The sequence below is a fragment of the Nonomuraea sp. NPDC005650 genome, from assembly GCF_040605375.1.
GTDB lineage: Bacteria > Actinomycetota > Actinomycetes > Streptosporangiales > Streptosporangiaceae > Nonomuraea.
The window spans coordinates 132,153-157,495 of the sequence record NZ_JBEXCR010000034.1 but is presented as its reverse complement, the minus strand read 5'-3'; the positions used below and the strand labels follow the sequence as shown (position 1 = coordinate 157,495).

Below are 25,343 nucleotides of genomic sequence, written 5' to 3'. Positions count from 1 at the left end.
AAGTCCAGGGTTGGCTGTTCCTCGCGTGCGGCCTGTTCTTCGCCGGCGTAGACGTCGCCTACTGGTTCTGGACCAAGGCGGCCATGGGCCACGGTCTGCCCGGTGATCCACGACGAGAGGTCCGTGAGGAAGAACAGGATCGCCGAGGCGATGTCGCGTGGCTCTCCGACCCGGGCGAGGGGTACCTGCTTGGCCTGCTTCTCGTAGTACTCCGGTTCCGGGTGGCGCTGCGCCACGCGCGGCGTGGCGGTCTGGCCGGGCGCGACGACGTTGACGCGGATCTGCGGGCCGAGCTCGATCGCGGCGGTGCTCGCGAGATTCGACACGGCCGCCTTGGCCGCGCCGTAGGCGCCGTGATTCGGTGCGGAGCGCAGACCTGAGATCGATCCGACCAGGACGATCGACCCGCCGTCCGTCATCGCCCTCGAACCTATTTGCAAGGCGAGGAAGACGTGGCGCAGATTGAGGTTGAGATCGCGCTCCCAGTCCTCGTCGCTGAAGCCGTCCACCCGGCCCCACGTCGAGATCCCGATGATGTCGGCAAGGCCGTGCACCGGCCCGAAACGCTCGACCGCCGAGGTCATGACGCGCTCGACATCCGCTCGGCGAGTCGCGTCCCCAGCGAGGGCGATACCGCCGATCTGCTCGGCGACCGCCTGCGCCCGCTCCGCGTTGTTGTCGACGACCGTGACCTTCGCACCGACGCTCGCGGCCGCGATGCTGGTCTGCCGACCGATGCCGAGCCCGCCGCCGAGGACGACGACATGCTTGTCCTTCAGGCTCAGCAGGCTCGGATAGTCGGGTGTGAACTCAGTGATACCGGCCATCACGACGCTCCTCTGGTTCGCTTGCGGCCGACACCCGCTGCTCGGCGGCAACGCCGGCACGTTGACGTCGGCCATACCAACAAAGATAGTGTTATCAGTGCTTTAAGTTAAACGATACTTGCTGTGAAGGGAGTCCGGAATGGACCCAGGCGCACCGGGACCTTTCATCCGTGGCGTCCTGCCGGATGTCGCGTGGTCGGAGGGGTCGCGACTGCCCGTTCCGGCGAGGCGGAAGTCGCCGATCGACACCGTGCGCGCGGGCCGGGTCCCCGCCGGCGTGCACCTGGCGCTCGTCGGTACCGCGTCCGCGATCGACCTTCAGGTGCGCGTGGGTGAGCGCACGAGTGTCCCCGCGCCCACCGTGCCGGAGGCCGTCGTCGCGCGGGCACGCGGGGTCCCGCCGGTGAGCACCCCGCTGCCGGCCGGCGGCGGGGCGGTACGCGCTGTGCTGCCCGAGCGCGACCCAGGTCAGGTCGTACGGGTGTACCTGCCCGAGGCGGTCGAGGTCCAGGTGGATTCCATCGCCGCTGCCGACGGTGAGATCGTGCCCGCACCTCAGGCGCCTCTCTTGGTCGCCTACGGTGACTCGATCACGCAGGGTTGGTCCGTCTCCGAGCCCGGCTTGGCGTGGCCGTCCCTCGTGGGTGAGGTACTCGGGCTCGACGTGGTCAATCTCGGATTCGCCGGCGCCGCCCGGGGCGAGCTCCTTGCCGCCGACGCCGTCGCCGGCTCGGGCGCGGCGGTGGTCGCGATCGCGTGGGGGACCAACGCCTGGTCGTCCCTTCCAACGGACGAGGCTCTGATCGCCGAACAAATGCGCGTCTTCCTCACCGCCGTGCGCCAGGGACTGCCCTTGGCACCCGTCGTCGTGGTCAGCCCGATCGTCCGGCCCGAAGCGGAGCAGACCCCGAATCGCTTCGGGACGACCCACGCCACATTGCGCGCCGCGCTCGAGGCGGCGGTAAGCCGGTTCGTGTCAACCACCGGGGACGAGCGGATCACGCTGGTCCCCGGTCTCGGCCTCGTATCGCCCGACCAACTCGCGGACGGTATCCACCCCGGTGACGCGGGCCATGCGGCCATCGCCCTCGGACTCGTGCCGCACGTGGCCGCTGGACTGGAACTTGCCGCCATGTCATCGCCGGTCGGCTGAGAAGGGCCACTCCGCGTGGTCCGTCCCATGTCACCGGGCCGGTAGTAGGGAGTTCAACCATGAAAAGACCAACGACGTCGAACAGTGACCCCGCGGCGGTTCGAGGGCGCGTCGAACCGCCGGCCGACGATCCCTTCTGGATGAACCCCTTCCGTGACGACGCGTACTCGCAGCTTCCGCTGACGGGCTCCCATGAGGTCGGCGTGGGCCATGCGCTCATCACGCTGGTCGAGCCGCATCCGGGTCACGAGAGCCACTACAACCGATGGTACGAGGACACCCACTACTTCGACGGCGCGATGCAGATGCCCTGGATGTTCGCCGGGCGGCGGTGGCTGGCCCCGTACTGGCTGCAGCCGCTGCGTTACCCCGCGGGGACCCCGGTGCTCCCGTCGGTCGAAACGGGAAAGTACCTCGGGACGTACTGGATCACCAAGGGCAGGCTCGACGATCACCGCAACTGGACGGGCGCCACCAACGCTCGCCACCGCGCGATCGGCAATGTCGTCACCGATCGCACCACCGTTTACACCGCGTTCCATGACTCGGTCGGCAACGTCTACCGCGACCCGGCGGTGCCACGGGCGCGATACGCTCTCCAGGACCCGGCCGCCGGCATCGTGCTGCATGTCATCGACGCGCACACGACTGAAGGCCGCGAAGATCTGGAACGCTGGCTGCTCGAGGAGTACTTGCCCTCCCGGGTCGTCGCGGACGGCCCGGTCTCGCTCGCGATGGTGTTCCGCGTGCTGCCGCCGCTGGAGTACTACCACAGCAAGCAGAACTACGAGGTACTCAAGGGCGTCTCCAACGACGAGCGCCGGCTTACGCTGCTGTGGTTCCTCACAGAGGACCCACGGGAGATCTGGGCGGAGCATTTCACCCACGAGGTCGACAACCTCGCGACCTCCGGCAAGGGCGTCACATCGCTCATCGCCCCGTTCATCCCCGCGAAGATGGGGACCTCGCTCTATGAGGACCAGCTGCGAGGCCCGGTCGGTTCGAATGGCTGACGACGCGCGACGACGCGGCACCGAGCCCGGCGCCGAGTCGCCCGACCTGGCCTGCTCCGGCACGTCGTCAACTTGGGCGGCGACGAGGTGGTCACCTCGCACGACCGGTGCGGATACCTGGGCGAGCTGATCGGTGTCACGCCCCGGATCGAGATCGTGTACCTCCGGCAACCGGCTCGGGAGCGCGGTCGACCCCACGGGACTCGGCCGCGTCGAGTGGCGCGAGGGCATGCGACAGACGGTGGACAAGCGGTTGGGCTGACTGCCTCGTCCGCACCACCCGCAACGACAGTACGGACCACGACGGACGCCGCCCTCGGAGCGGCGGCAGGAGGACAGAGATGGTGGATATCGCAGGCGCGTTCGCGCTTCCGGGCAAGGTGGCGATCGTTACCGGCGGGGCCGCCGGAATCGGCGAGGCGACCGCGGCCGTGCTCGCGGCCGCGGGCGCGCGGGTCGTCGTCTCGGACTGGGACGGTGACGGCGCCGCCCGGGTCGCGACGGCGATCGCTGCCGAGGGAGGGGACGCGGTGGCCCGCGGCGTCGACGTGTCCGATGCCGCCGCGGTCACGGCACTCGTCGAGGAGGTCGTCGCGGAGTTCGGCGGCCTCGACATCCTGGTGAACAACGCGGGCATCATGGCGCGCCGCCCGGTGCTCGAGATCTCACCCGAGGAGTTCGACCGAATCCTCTCGGTCAATCTCAAAGGCGTCTTCTACGGCTGCCAGGCCGCCGGTCGCGTGATGGGTCGAGGAGGGCGCATCGTGAACATGCTCTCGGAGATCATCGATCGGGGAACCGCGGAGACCGGATCGTACGCCGCCGCGAAGAAGGGTGCCGAGGCGTTGACAAGGACCTTCGCGGTGGAGCTCGGACAACTGGGAATCCGGGTCAACGGTGTCGCCCCCGCGTGGACGATCACGGCGATGACCAGGCAACGCGGGCTGAACAAGGACGGGGAGTTCGAGCCAGGACGATTCGACGAGGTGAAGGAGAAACTGGCGGCGCTCTCACCGCTGGGTGTGGTCAACGACCCGATCGACATCGCTTACGCGGTGCTGTACCTCGTGTCCGAGGCCGGCCGGAACATCAACGGTCAGGTGCTGCGGGTAAACAGCGGCTCGTCGATGACCTGAGCGGGCGCGCTGTCGCCACGAGTCACGTCCGGCGAGAACAAAGAAGGGATCATCAGCATGGCCGGGAGGCTAACGGGAAAGGTCGCGTTGATCACCGGGTCGGCGCGGGGGATGGGCGCGGTCGAGGCCGAGGTGTTCGCAAGCGAGGGCGCGACCGTCATCGTCAGCGATGTGCTCGATGACGTGGGGAAGGAGACGGCCCGCTCACTCGGCACCGACTACCTTCACCTCGATGTGACCAGCCAGGCGGATTGGGCGCGCGCGGCCGCGTTCATCGAAGAGAAGTCCGGGCGACTCGACATCCTGGTGAACAACGCCGGGATCGTGCAGGCGGAGTTGACGCGGTTCGATGAGATCCCGTTCGAGCAGCACCTGCGGATATTCGACGTGAATGTGCACGGCACCTTCCTCGGGCTGCGGGCGACGTTGCCGTTGCTGGAGAAGGGGCACCACCCCTCAGTGATCAACATCTCCTCGATCGACGGCCTCGCTGGAGTGCCGTGGCTGGCGAGCTATGTCGCGTCGAAGCACGCCGTGCTCGGGCTCAGCCGCGCGGTCGCGATCGAACTGGGCTCGCTGGGCATCCGCGTGAACACGATCCACCCCGGCATCATCCAGACGCCCATCGTGCACGTGCATGGAGAGAAGCGCTTCGCGCGCTTGGAGCGCACGGTCGGGCGGCAGCCGCTGCCAAGGGTCGGCAGCGCGGCGGAGGTGGCGGCGCTGGCGCTGTTCCTGGCCTCCGACGAATCGTCCTACTGCACCGGGTCCGAGTTCCGCGTCGACGGCGGGCACCTGACCGGCCCATACCGCGAGCTTCCCGTCTGACCTTGGGCCGACGTCTACGCGATCACAGCAAAATAGGTTAAATATTTACATGAGTTAATTCAAAGCATAGAGTTCGGGGGACGGTTCGGAAGGAACCCGAGGTGATGGATCGATGAACGAGTCAGCGCCGCGCGCTGGAGGCTCGGTCCTTGACGGAGTGACGTCAGTCGTGCGAAGGGTGACATCCGTCTTCGGCGGCGTCGTCGTCGTGGCGATGATGATCTACATCGTTGTCAATGCGCTGAGTCGGACGTTCTTCAACTACTCGCTCCCGGCATCGCTGGAGATCGTGCAGTACCTGCTGATGCCCGGCCTGGTGTCGGTGGGCTTCGTCGCTGCGACGCTGGCGGACCGGCATGTGACAGCCGACATGCTGTACGCGTGGTTCCCGCCCGCGGGGCGCAAATGGGTCGTGGTGGGCGCGCTCGTACTCAGCGTGCTGACATTGGCGGTTCTCGTCTGGTTCTCCTGGGAGCACGCGGTGTACGCCTTGCAGCGCCGTTTCAAGGCCGGCTACACCGATGTGCCGTCGTGGCCGCTGTACTTCTTCGTCCCGATCACGCTGGGGTTGTCCGCGTTGCTGATGGCTGGCAAAGCCGTGATCGGAGCGATGCGTCCGGCGGAGTGCTACGCGGAGCCGAGTGAGCACGACGGCTCGGAGCCCGAGGCTCCGATCAGACGGGAGATCGCGTGATGGACGCTCTCGAGGAGACATCGAGCCCGGCCGGAGTGGCAACGGTTCCCATCGCCCGTCAGCGGCCCTGGGCGCCGGGTGGGTGGCTGCTGGCCGGGCTGTGGGTACTCACCGTCGTCTCCGTGGTGGGGATGCTCGCGGTCGGAGATCGCCTGATCATCGGAGCCCTCGGGTTCGTCGTCATGATGCTGCTCATCCTGCTGAGGGTTCCGATCGCCGTCTCGCTGCTGGTGCCGGCGCTGCTCGGCATATTCTCGATCGGCGGACTTCGGTTGCTGGAAAGCCTGGCGGGCCGCACGCCGTACGGGTCGATCGCCTCGTGGTCGCTCAGCGCACTGCCGATGTTCGTGCTCATGGGTGTGGTCGTGGCGTCAGGTGGCCTGGCGGGAAGCCTGTTCCAGGCCGCGCGGCAGTGGTTGAGATGGCTTCCCGGAGGGCTCGCGGTCGGCACGAACCTGGCGGGGGCAGGTCTCGCCGCCGTGACCGGGTCGACGCTGGGCACGTCCTACGTCCTCGCCCGCGTGGGCGTACCGGAAATGCTCCGTGCCGGATACCACAAACGTATCGCGATCATGGCGGTGATGACCGCAGGGCTCCCCGGCCAGCTGATCCCCCCGAGCATCCTGCTCGTGATCTACGCGGGTCTGGTGCAGGCGCCGGTCGGCCCGCAGCTCATCGCGGGTGTGATCCCCGGCATCCTGATCGCGGTCGTCTTCTCGGTCATGATGCTCCTGCTCGCGCTGGTCCTCGGCGGTCGTGCCGGCGGGGAGAAGCACGGGGAACCCGTCCCGTTCCCGACGATGCTGAAAGCAGCCTTGGCGGCCTGGCCGGTGCCGGTCCTCGTCTTGGTGATCATGGGCGGAATGTTCTCCGGCGTGTTCACCGCCACCGAGGCGGGCGCGGGCGCGGCACTGGTGGCGGTGCTGATGGCCATCGGAACCGCGGTGAAGTCCGGGGACTGGAAGTCCATGGGCGCGGGACTGACCGAGACCGTCCAGAGCGTGGGAATGATGTTCCTCCTGCTCATCGGTGCGCAGTTCCTGACCGAGATGTTCTCGTTGACCGGTGTTTCGGCCTACTTCCAGGACTGGGTCGTCGGGGCCGGCTTCACCCGCGTCACCTTCCTCCTCGCGATGCTCGTGTTCTATCTGCTGCTCGGTCTGGCGATGGACACGCTCGCGATGATGCTGCTGACGATTCCCGTGCTCGTGCCGACACTTCAGGCACTCGACATCCCGCTCATCTTCTTCGGCGTCTTCGTCGTGCTCCTGGCGGAGATCTCGTCGCTGAGCCCGCCCGTAGGTTTCCTCCTGTTCGTCCTGCACGACCTGTTCCAGGATCCGAAGGTCAACGTGGGCCAGCGGATCACACTCAACGACCTGTTCATGGCGGTGTGGTACCTCCTGCCGGGCGCGGTCCTGGTCCTGCTGCTGATGATCTGGTTCCCGGACATCGTCATGTTCCTCCCGAACGCCACCGCTGCGTCGAGTCCATGACCCTGGGCGCGTGGCGCGACCTGATCACGCGCGCTTGGTCGTGTGTCACCCGATCGCATGAACGGAGATTTGATGACCGATACCCCGGCCCGGCTCATCGACTTGGAGCGGGCGCGCGAGAAGTACCGTGAGGAGCGGGACAAACGCCTTGACCCGCACCGTGCGGAGACGCTCGATCTCCGCCGGCACCAGGAGTTCCTCGACGACCCGTACACCGAGTACGTGCAGCGCGATCCAGTGCGCGACGACGTCGACGCGGTCGTCGTCGGCGCCGGGTTCGGCGGTCTGATGGCGGCGGCTCACTTGCGCAAGGCAGGACTCCAACGGGTCCGCGTGGTGGAGAAGGCCGGCGACGTGGGCGGCGTGTGGTACTGGAACCGATACCCGGCCGCCCAATGCGATGTCGAGTCCTATGTCTACCTTCCGTTCCTTGAGGAACTCGGCTACCTTCCCCGGCACCGCTACTCCTTCGCGCCGGAGATCTTCGCCTACACCCAAATGCTCGCCAAGCACTTCGGCGTGTACGAGCTGGGGCTGTTCCAGACCGCGGTCACCGGTCTGGTCTGGGAGGAGCGCACCGCCCGCTGGCAGGTGACCACGAACCGCGGTGACGGGTTCCGGGCCCGGTACGTGGTGGTGACCCACGGTTCGTTCGCCTCGCCCAAGCTCCCGGCCATCCCGGGTATCGAGAACTTCGCCGGCAAGATGTTCCACACCGCGCGGTGGGACTACGGGCACACCGGTGGGGACCCCTCAAGTCCCTTGGAAAAGCTGGGCGACAAGACGGTCGGGGTCATCGGCACCGGCGCCTCGGCCATTCAGATCGCCGCCCCGCTCGGCGCCTCGGCCAAGCAGCTCTACGTGTTCCAGCGCACTCCTTCGACGGTCGCGGAGAGGAACAACCGGGAAACCGATCCCGCATGGGCGCAGTCGCTGGAACCGGGCTGGCAGAAGCGGCGCCGCGACAACTTCACGCTGATCACCAACGGCGAGAGCGTCGATGAGGATCTCGTCGCTGACGCGTGGACGGTCTTCTACCAGGCAATGCTCGGCAACGTCTTCGCGGACCTGAGCCCGGAGGAGCGGGCGCTGAAGCGTGAGGAACTCGACCTGCGGCATATGGAGAACATCCGGGCCCGAGTCGGCCCGATCGTCAAGGACCCCGAGGTCGCGGCGAAGCTGAAGCCCTATTACCGCTACCAGTGCAAGCGGCCGACGTTCCACGACGGATATCTGCAGACCTTCAACCGGTCCAACGTAACGCTTGTCGACACCGACGGACGAGGCGTGGAGCGCATCACCCAGCATGGCGTCGTCACGAACGGGACCGAGTACTCACTGGACACACTGATCTTTGCCACCGGCTTCGATCAGGACTCGTCGTACACCGACCGTCTCGGGTTCGACGTGGTCGGTGTCGACGGGCTCAGCCTGGCCAAGAAGTGGGCGGATGGGCCCGAGACCTTCCACGGGGTGATGACCAGCGGCTTCCCGAACTTCTTCTTCCTGCCCACCAACAACACGCAGGGCACGGCGGGCGTGAACTTCGTGCACACCCTCGAAGAGACGGACGTGCACATCGCGGCGGTCATCGCCGAACTTGAGCGCCGCGGGCTCGTCGCCGATCCGGCGAAGGAGGCCGAGGACGCCTACGTCGAGAAGGTCAGCGCCGGCGTCGGCCTCGCACTTCTGGGCAGCGGCAGGTTCCTTGAGGACTGCACACCCGGCCGCTGGAACAACGAGGGAAAGCCCTCGCAACGCAACCCGAAATGTGTCAACTACCCGGGGACGTCCACGGCGTACTTCAGGTTCCTGGAGGAGTGGCGCGCTCGTGGCGACCTCGACGGTCTGCGGCTCAGGCCCGCCCCCGCCCCGCACGACCAAGACACCGCAGTGGTGAACGCCGAGGAGGAACGACATGTCCGATGAGATCCCCCCGCCCCCGGTGCCTGCCGAGCCGAACGCCCGCCGGTACGAGGGCAAGGTCGCGTTCATCACGGGAGCGGCACGCGGACAAGGCCGCGCGTATGCTCGCCGGCTGGCCGCGGAAGGCGCCGACATCATCGCGATCGACATCGCCGAGAACCTGGCGACGACGGCCTACCCGACCGCGACCGCGGAGGATCTGGCCGAAACGGCACGCATCGTCGAGGCGCTGGGCGGGCGGATCGTGATCGCGAAGGCGGACGTACGCGATTTCGATGCCGTCAAGGGCGCGGTCGAGCAGGGAGTCGACGAGCTGGGACGGCTGGATGTCGTCATCGCCAACGCCGGTATGACGAACACGGCGAACGCCTGGGAGATCACGCCGGAAAGCTGGAAGGAGACCATCGATGTGAACCTGACCGGCGCCTTCCACACCGCGAAAGCGGCGATCCCGACGCTGATCGAGCAGAAGACCGGGGGCGCGATCACGTTCATCAGCTCGGTGGCCGGCCTGGTGGGCCTTCCGTACCACGCCGACTACGCCGCGGCGAAGCATGGGGTGACCGGACTGGCCAAGGCACTGGCGAACGAGCTGGCGGGCTATCGCATCCGGGTCAACTCCGTGCATCCGCACGGCGTGAACACGGCGCTGAAGCCCGGCCTCCGGGCACGGCTGGAACAGGAGCCGGAGATCTGGACCCTTTTCTACAAGGGGACTCTCCCGGTCAGGTGGAACGAGGTCGAGGACCTCGCCGCCGCCGTCGCGTGGATCTCCTCCGACGAGGCCCGGCATGTCACCGGCATACAGCTACCGATCGACTACGGCCGGACGAACCGTTGAGGCTGAGCCTGGCTACCTCCCGCGACGTCGCGCGGTGGCGCTGGACATGAACACCGGGCTGGCGGGCAAGGTCGCCGTGGTCACCGGTGCGACCGCGAACGTGGGCCGGGGCATCGCGCTGGCGTTCGCGGCCGAGGGCGCGGGAGTGGTGGTCGTCGGCCGCGACGAGGCATCTGGCGAGCGCGTGGTGCGGCGGGCGCTGGATCGCGGAGCGGCGGCCGCGTTCTGGCGGCCGACGGACGTGACCGATCATAACGATGTCGTGGCTCTCGTGACGGACGTACTTGAGCGGTTCGGCCGGATCGACGTGCTCGTCAACGGGGTCGGCGGCAATGCCGACGTCATGCCGTTCGTGGACTCGAACCCGGACGAGTGGCTGCGCGACATCGAGGTCAACCTTCTGTCGACGCTGGCGATGACGCATGCGGTGCTTCCCCACCTGCTCGCGCAGGGCAGCGGGTGCGTGATCAACATCGGCTCCACGGCCGGACTCATCGGCGACCGGTCGATGGCCGTCTACTCGGCGGCGAAGGGCGGCGTGCACGCCTTCACCAAGGTGCTCGCGCTCGAAGTCGGCAGGAGCGGGGTCACGGTCAACGCGATCGCTCCTTACCGCACGAGGTCGGACGATCCCGCGGAGGCCGCCGAGGGCGTGAGCGCGAGCAGCAGGTACCACCCGGAGAGGGGGCTGTTCGCGCGTCTCGCGACCGAGCGGCCGGACGTGATCGGGAGCATGCTTCGCGAGACGGCGCTCGTACGCGATCGGGCCCGGCCCGAGGAGATCGGTGCGGCCGCCGTCTACCTCGCATCCGAGCAGGCGGCGTTCGTGACCGGTCAGGTGCTGGTCATCGATGGAGGAGTGTCGGTCGTATGAAGGCCGTGCGTGCGGTGCCTCCCGGCGTGAAGGTCGTCCAGGTGGACGAGCCCCAGGGCGACGCGGAGCTGATCAAGGTCAATGCGGTCGGCATCTGCGCGTCGGACTGGAACTACATCCGCCGCGGCTCCGGGCAGATACTCGGGCACGAGATCTCCGGCGTGGCCTCGGACGGCACGCCCGTGGTCGTCGAGGCCGTCTTCGGTTGCGGGGAGTGCCGGTGGTGCGAACAGGGCCGGTTCAACCTCTGCCGCCTGGCCGGCTCCGACATTCTCGGGCTGACGACCCCGGGCGGAATGTCGGAGTACTTCCGGGTGCCGCGAACGTCGTTGGTGCCCATCCCGGAGGAGTTGCCGGCCGAGGACGCCTGCCTCGCCGAGCCCGGAGCCGTGGCCTGGCACGCGGTCCGGAAGACCGAGATCACGGCCGACACGCGGGTGGCGGTCGTCGGGGGAGGGGTCATCGGGCTTTTCGCCGTTCTCGCGGCCCAGGCGCAGGGCGCCGCGGAGGTGTCGCTCGAAGCCAGGTATCCCCACCAGATCGAGGCGGGCGACCGCTTCGGAGCGACGCGTCCATCCGGGGACTACGACGTCGTCATCGAGGCGAGTGGCAGCGAGAGCGGCCTGGCCCGCGCGTTCGAGCTGGCTCGTCCGCTCGGGGTGGTCTGCAGCGTGAGTGTCTATCCGCCGGACATCACCTGGCCCTACCGGGTCTCCTTCCTCAAGGAGGTCCGGTTGATCCCCTCGATCGCCTACGACCGCCACGACAACGGGGTGAGCGAGCTCGCCCATGTGATGGCGATGCTGGCGGCACGCCCCGAGATCGCCCAGGCGCTCATCACCCATCGGTTCGAGATGGACGAGGCCGAGCGCGCCTTCCAGGTCGCCGCCCAGCGCAAGGGCGCCTTCCGCGTGGTCGTGCACCCGTAGTGAACGGTCATCGCCGGCCGGGTCCCGGCTCACCGCACGCCGCAGCGTGCGGTGAGCCGGGTGTCAGCTCGGTCGGTGCTTGACCATCACGTCGTTGACGACGGCCTGGGCAAAGGGCTTCAGATCGACATCCTTGAAACCACCCGATGTGAGGAAGTCGTTCAGGTTCTTCGTGATGTCGGGGTAGAGCTTGTCGTTGATGGTCCCGTTCCACCGCTCCCATGCCGCCTTGATGGCGTTGGTGTCCACTCCGTGCGAGGCCATCTCCGTGAGCAGCGTGTCGTTGGTCTGCCGGAGCTTGCCGCGCGCGTCGTCGGCGAACGGCCGGAACCCGCCGCCGTGGGCTTGCGCCTGCCGCAGCCACGTGACGTTGCGGCTCATCTGGTGCTCGGCTTCCGCTTCGAACAGCGTGTCCAGGCGGTCGTACAGCAACTGCTGGGCCACCCGGGGGAGGGAGTCCCATTTCTCCTTGCCGATCGCCATGAAGGCCGGGAAGCCGACAAGGCTCGCTTCGGGGTCGGCGGTCGCGTACGGGACGAGTTCGGTCGCGCCGATCGACTCGATTGCCGTGACGACGGTGCTGCCGCAGCCGACGACACCGCGCTCGAGGGCTTCGTACAGCTCGGTGAACGCGATCGACTGCGGGGCCATGCCCAGCGCGCTGAGCTGCTTGACGCGGCCCTGCCCGGACGCGCTCACCGCGACGCCGTTGAGGTCCGCCAGTGAGGTGCGCGGTTTCGTACAGAAGATGCCGGAGATGTTCGCCGTCGGGGCCAGCGCCAGGATGTGGACGCCGTTCGCCTCCGCCTCCTCCTGGTAGGCCGGTTGCGCGTACAACACCTCGGTGACCCATCCGGTACTGGACAACGTGGCCGTCGGCGTATTCCCGTCCAGGAAGGTTGCGTTGGTCAGCTCGGTCAGCTTCGGGAACACCTCTGGGGTGTAGTAGGGCAGGAAGCCTCCGATGTCCATGCGTCCGTCGGCCATGCCGCTTGCCCATTCGGTCGCCGACGGCACGAACGCGTTCGAGTAGCCCCACTCGAAGGTGATCTTTCCGCCGGACCACTCCTCGACCGTGTCGAGCCAGGTCTGCCTGCCCAGGCTCGTGGGTGAGCCTTTCGGACCCTCGGTCTGGACGCGGATCCTGATGGGGTCGATGTCCCGGAACGCCGCCTGGTAGTCCTCCTTCGTGGCACCGTGCGGGACGCTCTTGGTCAGGGCCGGATCGTTTGACGGGCTGCCTTCGCCGGCACAGCCGGCGAGCACGAGCACAAGCGCGGTCGCCGCGATGCCCGCGAGGGCATGACGCAGCCTGGGCGCGCCGACCAGTTGAGGCTCCATGGCCGCTCCCTTGCAGGGTCGCCGGCACCGCCGTGCCGGGATTGAACGAACATCCGAAACTCTGCTTCTGGCGCTGACGCTCAGCTCGGCCGGTTCTTCAGCAGCACCTGCTTGAAGAAGGCGTCGACGAACGGCTGAACGTCGACGGTCTCGTACGCCTTCGCGGTGAAGAACTCCTCAAGGGAGGAGGTCACGTCCGGGTAGAGCTGCTCGTTGACGATCGCGTTCCACTTGTCACGCGCCGCCACGAAGGACTTGGTGTCCGCGCCCTGACCGGCCAGATCGTTGAGCAGGTCGTTGTTCCTGGCGAGCAGTGCCTGGCGGGCGTCGTCGCCGAGCGGCCTGATGCCGCCGCCCGCTGCCTTGATCCGGCGCAGCCAGTCGGCATTGCGCTTGGAGCGCGCCTTCAACTCCTCGGTCAGGAAGACGTCGAGCCGGTCGAACATCAGCTGCCGGGCGACCAGCGGTAGGGAGTCCCAGGCTGCTTTGCCAACGGCGAGATAGTTCGGGAAGCCTACGAGGCTCGCCTGAGGGTCGGCGATCGCGTATGGAACGAGCTGGACCGCGCCGATGGTGTCCAGGGCGGACGGCACTGTGCTCCCGCAGCTCACCACCCCGCGCTGGATCGCCTCGTAGAGCTCGGTGAACGCGATCGACTGCGGCGTGAAGCCCAGAGACTTGAGTTCATCGAACCGGCCCTTCCCGGACGCGCTGATCGGCACGCCCTGGAAATCCGTCAACGAGGTGCGCTCCTTGGTGCAGAAGATGCCGGGAATGTTCGCCGAAGGAGCGAGCGTGAGGATGTGGATACCGCGTTGCTCGGCTTCTTCCACGTACTCGGGACGTCTGAAGGTCGTCTCCGTCACCCAGCCCGTGCTCACCAGCGTCGACAGCGGCCGGTTCCCGTCCAGGAACGTCGCGTTGCTCAGTGCGCTCAGCGCCGGGAAGTCGTCAGGGGTGTAATAGGGCAGGAAGTAGCCGACGTCGATCCTTCCGTCCGCGAGGGCGGCGGCCCATTCGGTCGAGGCAGGCGCGAACGAGTTCGAGTAGCCGAACTCGAAACCGATCTTGCCGCCCGACCACTTCACGATCGCCTTCGCCCACTGCTCGCGCCCGACGTTGGACAGCGAGCCCTCCGGTCCATCGGTCTGGAGGCGGAGCTTGATCGGCTGGATGTTCTTGAACGCCGACTGGTACTCCTCGATCGAGGCGCCGAAAGAGACCCCGGCCGAGTCGGTCTGCCGGCCGCCCTCGCCGCCGGCGCATCCCGAGAGTATGAGCCCGGCCGCCAGGATGCCCGCGAGGGCTGAGGTCAGCCTGGTGACCCCGAACCGATTGCTCATTGACGTGCTCCTTCTTGCAGTGTTTCAGGGGCGGCCAAGCGGTCAGACGCCCTGCGTCCTGGCCGCGACGATGCCGCCGTCGACCCGGATGTCACTCCCGGTGATGTAGCTCGCGAGGTCTGATGCGAGGAAGTCGACGGTTGCCGCGATGTCGGTCGGCGCCCCGCGCCGCCTCAGCGGCGTGACGTTCGCGGTCGCGGTCGCGAGGGGGTTCGCCTCATGCTCGCGCCGCCCCATCGGGGTGAGCACCGTGCCCGGTGAGATGGAGACGATGCGCGCACCTCGCTCCGCCCAGTCACGCACTCGCCGCTCGACCATGCGGATGACCCCACGCTTGGACGCGCCGTATGCATGGACCTTGTAGGAGAACTCGCTCTTGTCCGCATCGATGTGCTCCAGGACGGGCCCGAGCCGGGTCATGAGGTCCGGTGCGTACGGGTCGTCGAGAAGGGCATCGGCCTGCGGCGAGGCGGGGAACGTGTACGCGGCCACAGACGCGAAGCAGATGGCCGAGCCGCCGGGGTGGGCGAGGGGGAGGAACGCGTCGAGCACATGCGCCGTGCCGACGAGGTTGACGTGGACGATCCGCGTCCAGGCGGCCATCGACGGGGACAGGCCTGCTGTGTGGACGAGCGTGCCCAGCGTGCCGGAGCTGGCGACGGTTTCGACGAGCCTCTCGACACTGTCCCTGTCGCCGACGTCGGCGACCGTGGCAAGGGCCACGTCGTAGCCTTCCTCGGTCAGCGCGCCGCGCAAGTCCGCGACGGCGTCCTGGCGGACATCGACAAGGACCAGGCGATAGCGCGCGCCCAGGCGGCGTGCGATGGCGCGACCGATCCCACCGCCCGCGCCGGTGATGACCGCGAGTGGCTTCTCCCATGTCCCGATGAGGTCCAGATCCACCGTGATCCTCCTCGGCGCCACGTTGCGCGGCGCTACCTTGGCCGTACCGTGAGTGCGGTCACGTCGAAGCTTGTGTGGTGTCCTCAACCGTCGCGGGCAGGGTCCTGCGGCCCACCAACTGGGCGACGTGCGCCGAGGGGAACCCGGCATAGATCGCCGAATGGTAGATGAGTTCCTCCAGCTCCTCGATCGACACGCCGTTGCCGACCGCGATCGGGAAGTGATGTTCGAGCTCGCTTTCGGCCCGCAGAGCGATCAGGATGCCGAGCGTGACGAGACTGCGGTCGCGCCGGGAGAGCGCCGGGCGTGACCACACCTGGCCGAAGGCGATGTCGATGCTCAGCTCGCGCAACTCGTTCGCGAATCCGGTGTCGCGTGTGGGCACACCGGCCAACCGGGGGTTCATCTCCCCGATGAGCCGACGTCCGAGTTCGCGGTAGTCGGTCATGGCGCCGCCTCCTTAGGCTCGCGGAGCCTCCGCTCGGCGAGTGGACCAGCAAGATCTCGCGATGGATGGCGTCGGCGTCGGGCGGGCCACGTTCGATCGGCATACCCGAGAAGCTCGAATTGTTTAACTATAATCACGAAGTTAACTGATATTTCAAGCCCGTCACACACACCGGACAGGGAGGCCGAGCACAGGACGGCCGCGGCGCCCGAGCTTGCGTGCCCGATCGCGCGGTCGCCGGTGCTCGGTATGGGGCTGGTGTGCCGATGGGCGCCGAGGTTAGCATGCAATCAGTTCACTCATTGCACCTATGATTAAGGTGGCAGTGCCCATGGCATCAACTACCGAAGCGCGCGGATCGCTGACGAGGCTGCTGGCCCAGCCCGAGCTGTCGTTCGGCTCCACGCCTCTGGTGTTCGTCAGCCGCGAAGGCCGCTACACGACCACGCTCAATGCCATCCGTGAGCGCGCCGAACACCTCGCGGGCGGTCTTCGCGCGCTTGGTGTCAAGGCGGGGGACAAGGTGTCCACACAGTTCCCCCTCTGCGAGGAGGCGATCGTCGCGCAGTTCGCGACGCTCATGCTCGGCGCCGTGCTCGTTCCGGTCGTCCCGGTCTTCGGTAGTCGCGAGCTCACCCGGCTGTTCGAAGACGCGAAACCCGTGGCGCACCTCACTTGCCGCCGCTGGCGCAAACTCGACTATGCCACGAGCCTCGCCGAGATACCGTCCCGGCTGCGTCCGGGGATCGTCGTCACCTCGGGCGGCGCCGGGGACGGGGTGATCGCCTGGGAGGACGTCGAGGCCGCGCCGAAGCTGGAAAGCTGGGCCCCGGCCGACGACGATGAGACGAGCCTCATCGTCTTCACCTCGGGTTCGACCGGCGTGCCGAAGGGCGCCCGGCATACTCGCAGAACGATGCTCGCTGAGGCCTTCGACGTCGGTTACCGCCTGCCTGTGCGTGACGAGGAGCTCCTCTACCTCTACACCTCAGGCGCCGGGCACATCGCCGGCTATGTGTACCCGCTGCGCGTCCTGGCGCGAGGCATGCGGTGCATCGTGCTGGACGGCTGGGACGCACCACTCTCCGCGCGGATCGTCGACCAGGACAAGCCCACGGTCATGGCCGGTCTGCCGTTCCACCTCATCTCGATGCTCGACATCGCCGATGAGGAAGGGCTGGATCTGTCCTCGCTCCTGATGGCGACGATCGGCGGCGCGCCGGTCGCCGCCGGCCTGGTGATCCGCGCTCAGCGGGCCGGTGTGCCCATTGTGAAGTCCTACGGCCTCACCGAGCTTCCGACGGCCGTTCTCGGCGATGTCAACGCCCCGATCGAGATCCGATCAACGTACATCGGCCGGCCGAGCGGAGGCAATGAGGTCCGGATCGCCGACGACGACGGCAACATCCTGCCGCCCGGCTGCCGCGGGGAAATCCAGCTACGTGGGCCGGAGATGTTCGCCGGCTACACGAACGTGCCCGACTCGCAGATCTTCACCCAGGACGGCTGGTTCCCGACCGGAGACATCGGCGAACTCAGCGCGGACGGCCTGCTTTCGATCGTGGACCGAAAGAAGAACATCATCATCCGCGGTGGAGAGAACCTCTCGGCGACCGAGATCGAGGAGATCGTCGGCACACACCCGAGCGTCGCCGAGGCCGCGGTCGTGGGGATCCCCGACGACCGGTACGGAGAGCGCGCATGTGCCTTCGTCGTCCTCAACAAGGGCCGTACCCTCACGCTTGGGGAGTTGCTTGAGCATTTCATCGCCGCTGGGGTCTCCAAGCAGAAAGTGCCGGAGTATCTGGAGTTCATCGACGAACTTCCGCGTACCGCCACGGGCAAGCTTCGCAAGCACGATCTCCTGCCGCCGGCCGCGTGACCCTGATGACGTTCGCCGCAACGACGCGCTGGACGTCCACCGCGGAGAGCGGCGAGCCCGTGTCCGCCATTGAGGACGACACCCATGCTGGGCGCAAGGCGGACCACCGCAAGTGGGTGACGTGGCAGGTGCTCACCAACGAGCACCGATTCGGTGTCTACTTCATCGGCGCCGCCCTGTCGAACTTCGGCAACTGGTGCCAGAGCCTGGCCGGCATCCTGCTCGTGTACCGGCTGACGCAGTCGGTCTTCATCGTGGGGCTCGCGTCCGTGTGCCAGTTCATCTGGCCCATCGTGCTCGGGCCGTGGACGGGCATGGTCGCCGACCGGTTCAACCGGCGTACGGTCCTGATCGTCACTCAGGTCACCGCCGCGGTCGTGAGCGGTGTCTTGGCCGTGCTGACGATGACAGAGCTCGTTGACGTCCCCGTCGCCCTCGCCGCCATCGCCCTGCTCGGCGTACTCCAGTCCTTCCAGGCGCCCGCCCAGCTCGCGCTGGTCCCGCTGCTCGTCGCACGCGAGCACCGGGAGCTGGGGCTGTCGCTCAGCTCCAGCCAGTTCAACCTCGCTCGCGCGATCGGCCCGGTGATCGCGAGCGGGTTGATTCTGGTTGGCGATCTGGGCACACCTTTCCTGTTCAATTCGGCGTCGTTCATCGTCTTCGTCGTACTGCTGCGCTTCACCAGGCCGTTGCCGCAGGAAATGCCCAAGGAACGCCCCCGGCTACGGCACACCCTGGCGGCGGTGATGAGCGAGCGGGCTCTGTTGCCGCTTCTCGCCATAGGGTTCGTCGTAAGCGGCTCGACGGACTCGGTGAGCACCATCGGCCCGGCGATCTCCGTCGAACTGACGGGGACCGACACATGGGCCGGCGGGTTCATCGCCGGTTTTGGCGCGGGTGCGACCGTGGGCGCGTTCTGGCTGGTCCCGCTGCTGCAGCGGGTACGCAGGCGATTGCCTTGGACGATCGGCGCACAAGCGCTCGGCGCGCTCCTGTTCGCGATGGCGCCGGCGCCGGGGTACGCACTGGCCGGTTGTGTGGTGTTCGGCGCCGGCTTCATCCTGAGCTCGAACCGCGCGCTGTCGACGGTCCAGTCGCTGATCTCGCCCGAGCTGTTCGGCCGCGTGATGGCGGTGTGGCTCATGGCATTCCTGGGCGGCCGAGCCTTCTACGCGCTCGTCGGCGGTGCGATCGCGAACGCGAGCGGGCCGCGCGTGGCGGCCCTCGTCGTCGTGGGGACGATCGCGCTCGCCGCGATCGGAGGATGGATGCTCGGTTCCCGAAAACGAACTCCACGTACGGCGGTGCCGCCTGACCGCTGAGACGCGCACCGATGATTGACAGTGAGCGCAGCGGGGACGATAGTTCTTAATTAGTATACTATTTATACTGAGGTAGGAGGACATCGTGGCTGCTACGGTCGACATCATCAATGAGGTGCTCTCGCTCCTTGAGCCGATGGTGGCGGATGACGGCGGATCGCTACGGATCGCCGCCTTCTCCGAAGCGGACTCCCGGCTCGCGGTCGACTACAACAAGGGCGTCAACGACGCGTGTGCGGCGTGCGTGCTCGACGTCGAATCGCTCCAGGCGTTCATCGACGAGGGGATCCGCGCACGAGGGGCCGAGATCGCGGACATCCGCGTGGTCGAACGGGTGTCAGGGGCCGGTTCCTGATTCGATCTGCGAACGTGGTTTTGGGCGGTAGGACCGGGCCATCGCCGCCCTCGACGTGACGGCACATCTGCCCTCTGCCCGGCGTCCGTATGGCGATCAAGCTGCGACGGACCAGGTCCACGATTTCGGCGACAACGAGCGGCGCAGCAGCTACGCAGGTCGAGCGCGAACGCCGAGATGCTGCGGCATGCCTTCCGCCCGATCCCTGCGATAGCCGACGGGTGATCGACGAGGCCCCCGCTGTCGAGCCCGTCATGACGATGTACGAGCCACGCCTCCCCGGGGTGATCCGCCATGCGGGATCGACGCGCTGCCCGGCATCAAGCCTCCTCATGTCACTGCCAACGAAGGGATCAGACCGATGACCGACCCGACGAACGAACGCCACCTTCTGGTGATCAACGGAGAGCACGAGGAGGAGTTCAGTCAGTGGTATCGCACCGTCCACATTCCCGAGGTTGTGGCCGCGGTGCCGGCCATCGTCTCGGGCCGGCACTTCGAGCTCGCGCCGGAACAACCGGCCAAGGGCGGTACGGAGCTCAGGCGGTATCTCACCGTCTTCGAGATCGAGGGCGATCCGGCGGCGGCGTTCGCCGTCCTGGCCGAGGCCCGGGCGCAGGGCAGGATACAGCCGTCTCCGACCTCCGGTCGCGGCGCGTCGACCTCGGCCCTCTTCGAACCGTTGATCACCGAGGCAGGTCCTGCGGGCAGGTGACGTCGCCCTCCGGCAAAGCTCTCTATGGAATAAATCAGTTATCTAGGTTAACGTTATGTTTCCCCGCAGGGCATGCAACGTCGTCGTCGACGGGCAAGACCGGTTGGTCGGCCCCCGAGGGATCTGTTCCCATGTCGATAGGGAGTTTCCATGCGTCGCAAGTGGACGCTGATGGTGGTCGCGGTCCTCGCCGCGGCCGCGCTGGTGGCGTGTTCGGGGAACGGCGAGCCGCCCAGATCGGGCACGTCCGCGAAGGGGGACGAACTCGTCGCCCTCGCGAAGAAAGAAGGGCAGGTCGTCTGGTACACGGGCAACCTGGAGCCTGCGGTCAAGTCCGTTCAGAAGGCGTTCAAGCAGGCCTACGGGATCGACGTCGTCGTGCCGGAGCGCCTGTCCAGTGCCGCCCTGTCGCAGCGGATCGACGCCGATGTGCGCAGCAACGGCGTCATCGGCGCGGATGTCGTCCTGACCACCGACCTGGCGTTGTCGGCATACCTGAAGGACAAGGGCTACAGCACGCCGGTGTCGATCGACATGTTCCCGGGCCTGGACAAGGACTTCATGCAAGGGGACGCGGCGGTCGGATGCGGGGTGATCGTTCCCATCATCGCGTACAACACGAGCGTGCTCGGCGACTTCAAGATCAAGTCGTGGGACGACCTCCTCGATCCGAAGCTGTCCGGCAAGATCATGGTGAACGACCCACGCGGCTCAGCGGCCTGGGCGCAGCTGTTCTCCAGCCTCCTGAACGACTCGAAGCTGGGCGAGGGCTATCTGGCTGCGCTGAAGAAACAGAACTACCAGCCGGTGGCGAGCTCGCTGGTCGGTGCCGAGCAACTCATCGCCGGCCAGGGCGGCGTCCTCGTCGCCGGGATCCCTGGGCTCTTCGCGCAGGCGATGGCCGACAAGAAGCCGATCGAGATCTGGTATCCCACCGCCCCCGCCCCCGTCGCCTTCGACATGTGCCTCCTGACCAAGGCGGCGGCGCATCCGAACGCGGCCAAGCTCTTCCTGCAGTGGTTGATGACGGAAGAGGGGCAGGCGGCCATGACGATCCCGGACCGTGTCGCCTCTCCGCTGGGCAACATCAAGGGCGCCGTGGTTCCCCTCCCGGCGAACTACTTGAAGGCGCCGCCGCCCGAAAAGGTGCAGCAGGATCTGCCACGCATTCTGAACCTGCTCGGGTTCAACTGATCCGGCGAGCGCCTCGGCCGGTCGGGCCAACGAAAGCAACACACTGTGGAGGCGGACACTATGCGCAAAGGTGCCCTTGTCATAGCCCTCGTGCTCGCCGTCGGGACCGTGACGGGGTGCGCCGCGGGTGCGGAGGAGAACACGTCATCGGCTGATGCCGTACAGGCCACCGATCCAGCCCAGATCGAGAGTCTCGCCAAGACGGAGGGCGAGGTCAGCTGGCTGGCGGCCGGTACCCAGGCGACCAGTGATGCCGTCGCCGCCGCCTTCGAGAAGCGGTATGGCATTTCCGTGAAGGTGGCGCGGTACTCCAGCGCCGACATGGCGCAGCGCATCGAGAGCGATGTGCGCGGCCTCGGCCGCATCGACGCCGACGTCACGACCCAGACCGACAACGCGCTGGCCCTGTCCCTGCGGGATGGGGGCTATATCGAACGGCTGTCGGCGAAGCGGTTCCCGGGCTTCCCCGAGAAGATGATGTACGGCGAGATCGGGCCGCTCGTGCAGTTCGCCGTGCCGGTTGTCGGCTACAACACCAGGTCGCTCGATGGTTTCGTGCCGGATTCCTGGGACGACCTGCTCGACCCGCGGCTCAAGGGGAAGCTCATGATCGCCGATCCCCGCTCCGCTGCGACCTGGGGGCAGATATGGCACGCGATCCTGAAGACTCCCGCGCTGGGCGAGAAGTACGTCAAAGCACTTGTCGCGCAGGACTTCCAGCCGGTGGCGAGCTCGCTGGTCGGTGCCGAGCAGCTTGCCGCCGGTCAGGGCAGCGTGCTCGTCGCCAGCACGCCGAGCGTGTTCAACGCGCAGATCGCGAAGGGGGCGCCGATCGCCTTCTTCTCGCCGACGAACCCGGCGCCGGTCGCCTACACGTCGGTCTCGATCGTCAAGGGCGCCGCGCACCCGAACGCCGCGCAGCTGTTCGCCCGGTGGCTGGCCGGCGAGGAAGGCTCGCAGGTGCTGAACACGGCCGAGGGCACCGCCTCCCCGCTTGGCGAGCTGAAGGGCACGTTCCCGTCGCCGCCGGGCATCGCCACCACTCCGCCCGACCCCGGCGCCGTCCGCGCCTCGGGCGAGCGGGCGGCTGAGCTGCTCGGTTTCCGCTGATGACGTGGCTCGGACTCCCCGTGGCCTACCGGATCGTGCATTGCAGTCAATGAAGATGAGCGCGCAGGAGAGTGGAGCCGTGACGATCGACCAGGAACACGAGGTCGCCATGGTGGTGACGGATACGCCGGCAGTGCGCGTCAAGGGCCTGCTCAAAACCTTCCGCCGGGCGAACGGCACGACAGTGACGCCGATCGACGATGTCACGCTGTCGATCGAGAAGGGGGAGTTTCTCGTGCTTCTCGGCCCGAGCGGGTGCGGGAAGACAACGCTGCTGCGTTGTATCGCGGGTCTGGAGACGCCGGATCGTGGCTCGATCGACATCCTCGGCCGCCGGGTCTTCGATCGCGCCGGATCGCGGCCGGTCATGGTGCCGCCGGAGCGGCGGCGGCTCGGCATGATCTTCCAGTCGTACGCCTTGTGGCCGCATCTCAGCGTGGCCAAGAACGTGGCATACCCGCTGGAAGCGGCCAAGGTCCGCAAGGCCGAGCGTCAAGAACGCGTCGCGCGAGCCCTTGAACTGGTCGGGGTGTCGGAAGTGGCCGAGCAGTTGCCCGGGCGGTTGTCCGGTGGCCAGCAACAGCGGGTGGCGCTCGCCAGAGCGCTCGTTGCCGAGCCGAGCCTGATTCTCTTCGATGAGCCGCTGTCGAACGTCGACGCGAAGGTGCGCGAGGAACTGCGGCTGCATCTGCTGGAGATGCAGCACCGGATCGGGTTCACGGCCGTCTACGTGACGCACGACCAGGTTGAGGCCATGGAACTGGCCGATCGCATCGCCGTGCTGCGGAACGGGAAGATCGCCCAGCTCGCCGCCCCGGATGTGGTCTACGATTCGCCGGCGTCGCGCTACGTCGCGAAATTCATCGGGACCGCGAATGAGCTGTCCGCCGAGGTGGTCGGCCGGGACGAGACGACCGTGACAGTGTCCCTGCCCGGCGTGCTCGACCGAGTACGGCTGCCGGCCCCGGAGTGCGGGCGGCAGCCGGCAGTGGGAGAGCGCGTGTACGTCATCTGGCGTCCGGAGCGCACGACGATCGTGGGTTCCGCCAGGACGGGAGACGGAATCGTGCTGGAGGCGGAGTACCTGCTCGGGCGCTATCTCGGAGCATTCGGCGAGACCATCGCCACTTTGCGCGATGGCAGCGAGGTGCGCGTCGTCACGCCCAAGCCCCTGCCGAAGGAGCGCGGAGCGGGCCTGCGACTCGCCGTCGCGGCAGCCGACCTGCGGGTGTTCGCCGAGGAGGCCGGCGCATGACCATCGGTCTCGACGCATCCGCGTCGGCGGGTGGCGGCGGTCGTCGTTCCGGTCGCCGGCTCACCCCGGTCGAGATCATCACGATCGTCATCGGGCTGGTCTTCGCGGCAACGCTGGTCTACGCACTGGTGAGCGTCATCGTCACTACCTTCGTGGAAGGCGAAGGGTCGGTCGTCGAGCCGTTCGTGAGCGCGCTCACGATGACGGGAACGGGAAAGGTCTTCCTGGACACCGCCATCGTCGTCAGTTCCTCGACGGTATGCGCGGTCGTCATCGCGGTCGGGTTCGCCTGGCTCAACGAGCGCACGAACGCGCGCCTGGGGTTCATCGCCGCGTTCCTCCCGCTCATCCCGCTGCTCGTGCCCTCGCTGGCCGCGACGATCGGCTGGGTGTTTCTGGGCGCGGACCGCGCCGGCATCCTCAACGTCCTGCTGCGCGATCTCCTGGCGATCTTCGGCGTTCAGCTGGAGACCGGGCCGCTGAACATCTACAGCGTTCCTGGCATGGTCTACCTCTACACCCTGCAACTGGTGCCTTTCATCTACCTTCCTGTGTCCGCGGCACTGTCACGGCTCGATCCGTCGCTGGACGAGGCGTCGCGGGTGTCCGGGGTCGGTCCGATTCGCACGCTGTTCAAGGTCACGATCCCGGCGATTCGGCCTGCGATCGCGGGTGGGCTGCTTCTCGGCATAGCCGTGGGCCTCGCCACCTTCTCGATCGGCGTGATCATCGGTGCGGGGGCCAGGATCGACGTGCTGGCCGTGCGCATCTACACCCTGCTCACGCAGGGATTTCCGCCTAGGACCGCCGAAGCCGTCGTACTGAGTGGCTTCCTCCTGCTCACGGTGCTGGTCGTGTCGACCTTGCAACAGCGGGTGACTTCAAAGGGCGCGCACGCGACCATCGGCGGAAAGGGCGTCGTCGTCGCCGCCGTCGACCTGGGCTGGTGGAAGTGGGTCGCGCGAGCGGTCATGGTGATCTTCATCATCCTGTCCTCGGTGATCCCGCTGCTCGGCCTGCTGTACATCTCCCTGCGAGGCAGCTGGCAACCCTCGCTGAACTTCGACGGGCTCGGTTTCGACAGTTACGTCGCCGTGCTCGTGGAGAACCAGATGACGAGCGGGGCCCTGCGAAACAGCGTGCTGCTCGCCGTGGTCGGCGGCCTGCTGACGATGATCGCCGCAACGCTCATCGCGATCTTCGTCGCACAGCGCGGCGGGTGGCCGAGCAAGCTGCTCGACGGGCTCGCGAAGGCCCCGGGTGGCCTGTCGCACCTCGTCCTTGCGATCGCGCTCCTCATCGCCTTCTCCGGCCCGCCGTTCCGACTCGGCGCGAGCCAGGCGATTCTCTTCCTCGCATTCCTCGTCTTCTTCATGCCGCAGGCATACGTTTCCGCGAGTGCGGCGTACGCGCAGCTGTCCAAGGAACTCAGCGAAGCCTCCGTCATCTGCGGGGCCGGCCCGTGGCGGACGCTGACCCGGGTGATCCTGCCGCTCATGCTGCCCGGACTCGTCGGCGGAGCGATCATCCTGTTCGTTCTCATCATGAGCGAGGTGACCGGGTCGGCGTTGCTGGCTGGACCCCGTACGCCCGTGATCGGTTTCGTCATGCTGGACCTCTGGGCCAACGGCACCTTCTCCACCATCGCCGCACTCGGTGTGATCATGGCGCTCGTCTCCACCGCGGTGGCGATGATCTTGCTGTGGGTCGGCCGCAGGAGCACGTCGCTCAAGTGAGCCTGACGCAAGCGATGGACGG

The 25,343-nt window shown here is 67.3% G+C and carries 23 protein-coding genes; 18 read left to right on the top strand and 5 right to left on the bottom strand.

Translation table 11 applies throughout. The features are described from left to right. Positions 1–902: SDR family oxidoreductase (locus ABZS69_RS45455; protein ID WP_355384235.1), on the bottom strand; the 902-nt coding region annotated here is incomplete at its 3' end. Positions 903–1,104: 202 nt separating this feature from the next. On the opposite strand from ABZS69_RS45455, the gene ABZS69_RS45450 reads away from it, so the two are divergent. The 10 genes from ABZS69_RS45450 (at position 1,105) to ABZS69_RS45405 (ending at position 11,717) form a co-directional block, all read left to right on the top strand. Further along, on the top strand, positions 1,105–1,980 hold the full coding sequence (locus tag ABZS69_RS45450) for an SGNH/GDSL hydrolase family protein (protein WP_355384232.1): 876 nt from the start codon (positions 1,105–1,107) through the stop codon (positions 1,978–1,980). Between the two features lie 140 nt (positions 1,981–2,120). Next, positions 2,121–2,993 carry a hypothetical protein gene (locus tag ABZS69_RS45445; protein ID WP_355384229.1) on the top strand — a complete coding sequence of 291 codons (873 nt, stop codon included), beginning with the start codon at positions 2,121–2,123 and terminating at the stop codon, positions 2,991–2,993. 341 nt (positions 2,994–3,334) lie between these two features. Then, the gene (locus tag ABZS69_RS45440) at positions 3,335–4,129 is read left to right on the top strand and encodes an SDR family oxidoreductase (RefSeq protein WP_355384226.1); all 795 of its coding nucleotides are present in this window, start codon (positions 3,335–3,337) and stop codon (positions 4,127–4,129) included. An 87-nt stretch (positions 4,130–4,216) separates the two neighbouring features. Next, complete coding sequence (locus tag ABZS69_RS45435) at positions 4,217–4,957, top strand: SDR family oxidoreductase (RefSeq protein WP_355384223.1); 741 nt, start codon at positions 4,217–4,219, stop codon at positions 4,955–4,957. 178 nt (positions 4,958–5,135) lie between these two features. Then, complete coding sequence (locus ABZS69_RS45430) at positions 5,136–5,651, top strand: TRAP transporter small permease (RefSeq protein WP_355384220.1); 516 nt, start codon at positions 5,136–5,138, stop codon at positions 5,649–5,651. Beyond that, positions 5,651–7,147 carry a TRAP transporter large permease subunit gene (locus tag ABZS69_RS45425; RefSeq protein ID WP_355384244.1) on the top strand — a complete coding sequence of 499 codons (1,497 nt, stop codon included), beginning with the start codon at positions 5,651–5,653 and terminating at the stop codon, positions 7,145–7,147. The genes ABZS69_RS45430 and ABZS69_RS45425 overlap by 1 nt, the downstream gene beginning before the upstream one ends. Before the next feature lie 72 nt (positions 7,148–7,219). Further along, complete coding sequence (locus tag ABZS69_RS45420; protein WP_355384217.1) at positions 7,220–9,076, top strand: NAD(P)/FAD-dependent oxidoreductase; 1,857 nt, start codon at positions 7,220–7,222, stop codon at positions 9,074–9,076. Further along, the gene (locus ABZS69_RS45415) at positions 9,066–9,914 is read left to right on the top strand and encodes a mycofactocin-coupled SDR family oxidoreductase (RefSeq protein ID WP_355384214.1); all 849 of its coding nucleotides are present in this window, start codon (positions 9,066–9,068) and stop codon (positions 9,912–9,914) included. The genes ABZS69_RS45420 and ABZS69_RS45415 overlap by 11 nt, the downstream gene beginning before the upstream one ends. A 46-nt stretch (positions 9,915–9,960) precedes the next feature. Continuing rightward, entirely contained in the window at positions 9,961–10,788 is an 828-nt protein-coding gene (locus tag ABZS69_RS45410; RefSeq protein ID WP_355384211.1) for an SDR family NAD(P)-dependent oxidoreductase, read from the top strand. Further along, on the top strand, positions 10,785–11,717 hold the full coding sequence (locus tag ABZS69_RS45405) for an alcohol dehydrogenase catalytic domain-containing protein (RefSeq protein WP_355384208.1): 933 nt from the start codon (positions 10,785–10,787) through the stop codon (positions 11,715–11,717). Before ABZS69_RS45410 ends, ABZS69_RS45405 begins: the two co-directional genes overlap by 4 nt. A 63-nt stretch (positions 11,718–11,780) precedes the next feature. Here the strand turns inward: ABZS69_RS45405 and dctP are convergent, their stop codons facing one another. The 4 genes from dctP to ABZS69_RS45385 all read right to left on the bottom strand — a co-directional run bounded on the left by dctP (position 11,781) and on the right by ABZS69_RS45385 (position 15,752). Continuing rightward, on the bottom strand, positions 11,781–13,058 hold the full coding sequence (dctP, locus tag ABZS69_RS45400) for a TRAP transporter substrate-binding protein DctP (RefSeq protein WP_355384205.1): 1,278 nt from the start codon (positions 13,056–13,058) through the stop codon (positions 11,781–11,783). An 80-nt stretch (positions 13,059–13,138) separates the two neighbouring features. Then, entirely contained in the window at positions 13,139–14,401 is a 1,263-nt protein-coding gene (locus tag ABZS69_RS45395; RefSeq protein ID WP_355384202.1) for a hypothetical protein, read from the bottom strand. A gap of 42 nt (positions 14,402–14,443) precedes the next feature. Beyond that, on the bottom strand, positions 14,444–15,304 hold the full coding sequence (locus ABZS69_RS45390; protein WP_355384199.1) for an SDR family oxidoreductase: 861 nt from the start codon (positions 15,302–15,304) through the stop codon (positions 14,444–14,446). A gap of 58 nt (positions 15,305–15,362) precedes the next feature. Beyond that, positions 15,363–15,752, bottom strand: a complete 390-nt coding sequence (locus ABZS69_RS45385) for a carboxymuconolactone decarboxylase family protein (RefSeq protein ID WP_355384196.1) — start codon at positions 15,750–15,752, stop codon at positions 15,363–15,365. A 412-nt stretch (positions 15,753–16,164) separates the two neighbouring features. Between ABZS69_RS45385 and ABZS69_RS45380 the strand changes: the two genes are divergently transcribed. The 8 genes from ABZS69_RS45380 (at position 16,165) to ABZS69_RS45345 (ending at position 25,321) form a co-directional block, all read left to right on the top strand. Continuing rightward, complete coding sequence (locus ABZS69_RS45380) at positions 16,165–17,634, top strand: AMP-binding protein (protein ID WP_355384192.1); 1,470 nt, start codon at positions 16,165–16,167, stop codon at positions 17,632–17,634. Between the two features lie 5 nt (positions 17,635–17,639). After that, positions 17,640–18,956: an MFS transporter gene (locus ABZS69_RS45375; RefSeq protein ID WP_355384241.1), complete on the top strand. Its 1,317-nt coding sequence runs from the start codon at positions 17,640–17,642 to the stop codon at positions 18,954–18,956. Positions 18,957–19,041: 85 nt separating this feature from the next. After that, positions 19,042–19,311, top strand: coding sequence for a hypothetical protein (locus tag ABZS69_RS45370; protein ID WP_355384189.1), 270 nt, complete (start codon positions 19,042–19,044; stop codon positions 19,309–19,311). 361 nt (positions 19,312–19,672) lie between these two features. Then, positions 19,673–20,026 (top strand): hypothetical protein, encoded by a 354-nt coding sequence (locus ABZS69_RS45365; protein ID WP_355384186.1) that lies wholly within the window; start codon positions 19,673–19,675, stop codon positions 20,024–20,026. 171 nt (positions 20,027–20,197) lie between these two features. Continuing rightward, positions 20,198–21,220, top strand: coding sequence for an extracellular solute-binding protein (locus ABZS69_RS45360; protein WP_355384183.1), 1,023 nt, complete (start codon positions 20,198–20,200; stop codon positions 21,218–21,220). A gap of 90 nt (positions 21,221–21,310) precedes the next feature. Further along, complete coding sequence (locus ABZS69_RS45355) at positions 21,311–22,330, top strand: extracellular solute-binding protein (RefSeq protein WP_355384181.1); 1,020 nt, start codon at positions 21,311–21,313, stop codon at positions 22,328–22,330. 79 nt (positions 22,331–22,409) lie between these two features. Continuing rightward, positions 22,410–23,585, top strand: a complete 1,176-nt coding sequence (locus tag ABZS69_RS45350; RefSeq protein ID WP_355384178.1) for an ABC transporter ATP-binding protein — start codon at positions 22,410–22,412, stop codon at positions 23,583–23,585. After that, positions 23,582–25,321 carry an iron ABC transporter permease gene (locus tag ABZS69_RS45345; RefSeq protein WP_355384175.1) on the top strand — a complete coding sequence of 580 codons (1,740 nt, stop codon included), beginning with the start codon at positions 23,582–23,584 and terminating at the stop codon, positions 25,319–25,321. Before ABZS69_RS45350 ends, ABZS69_RS45345 begins: the two co-directional genes overlap by 4 nt. Positions 25,322–25,343: the final 22 nt, after the last annotated feature.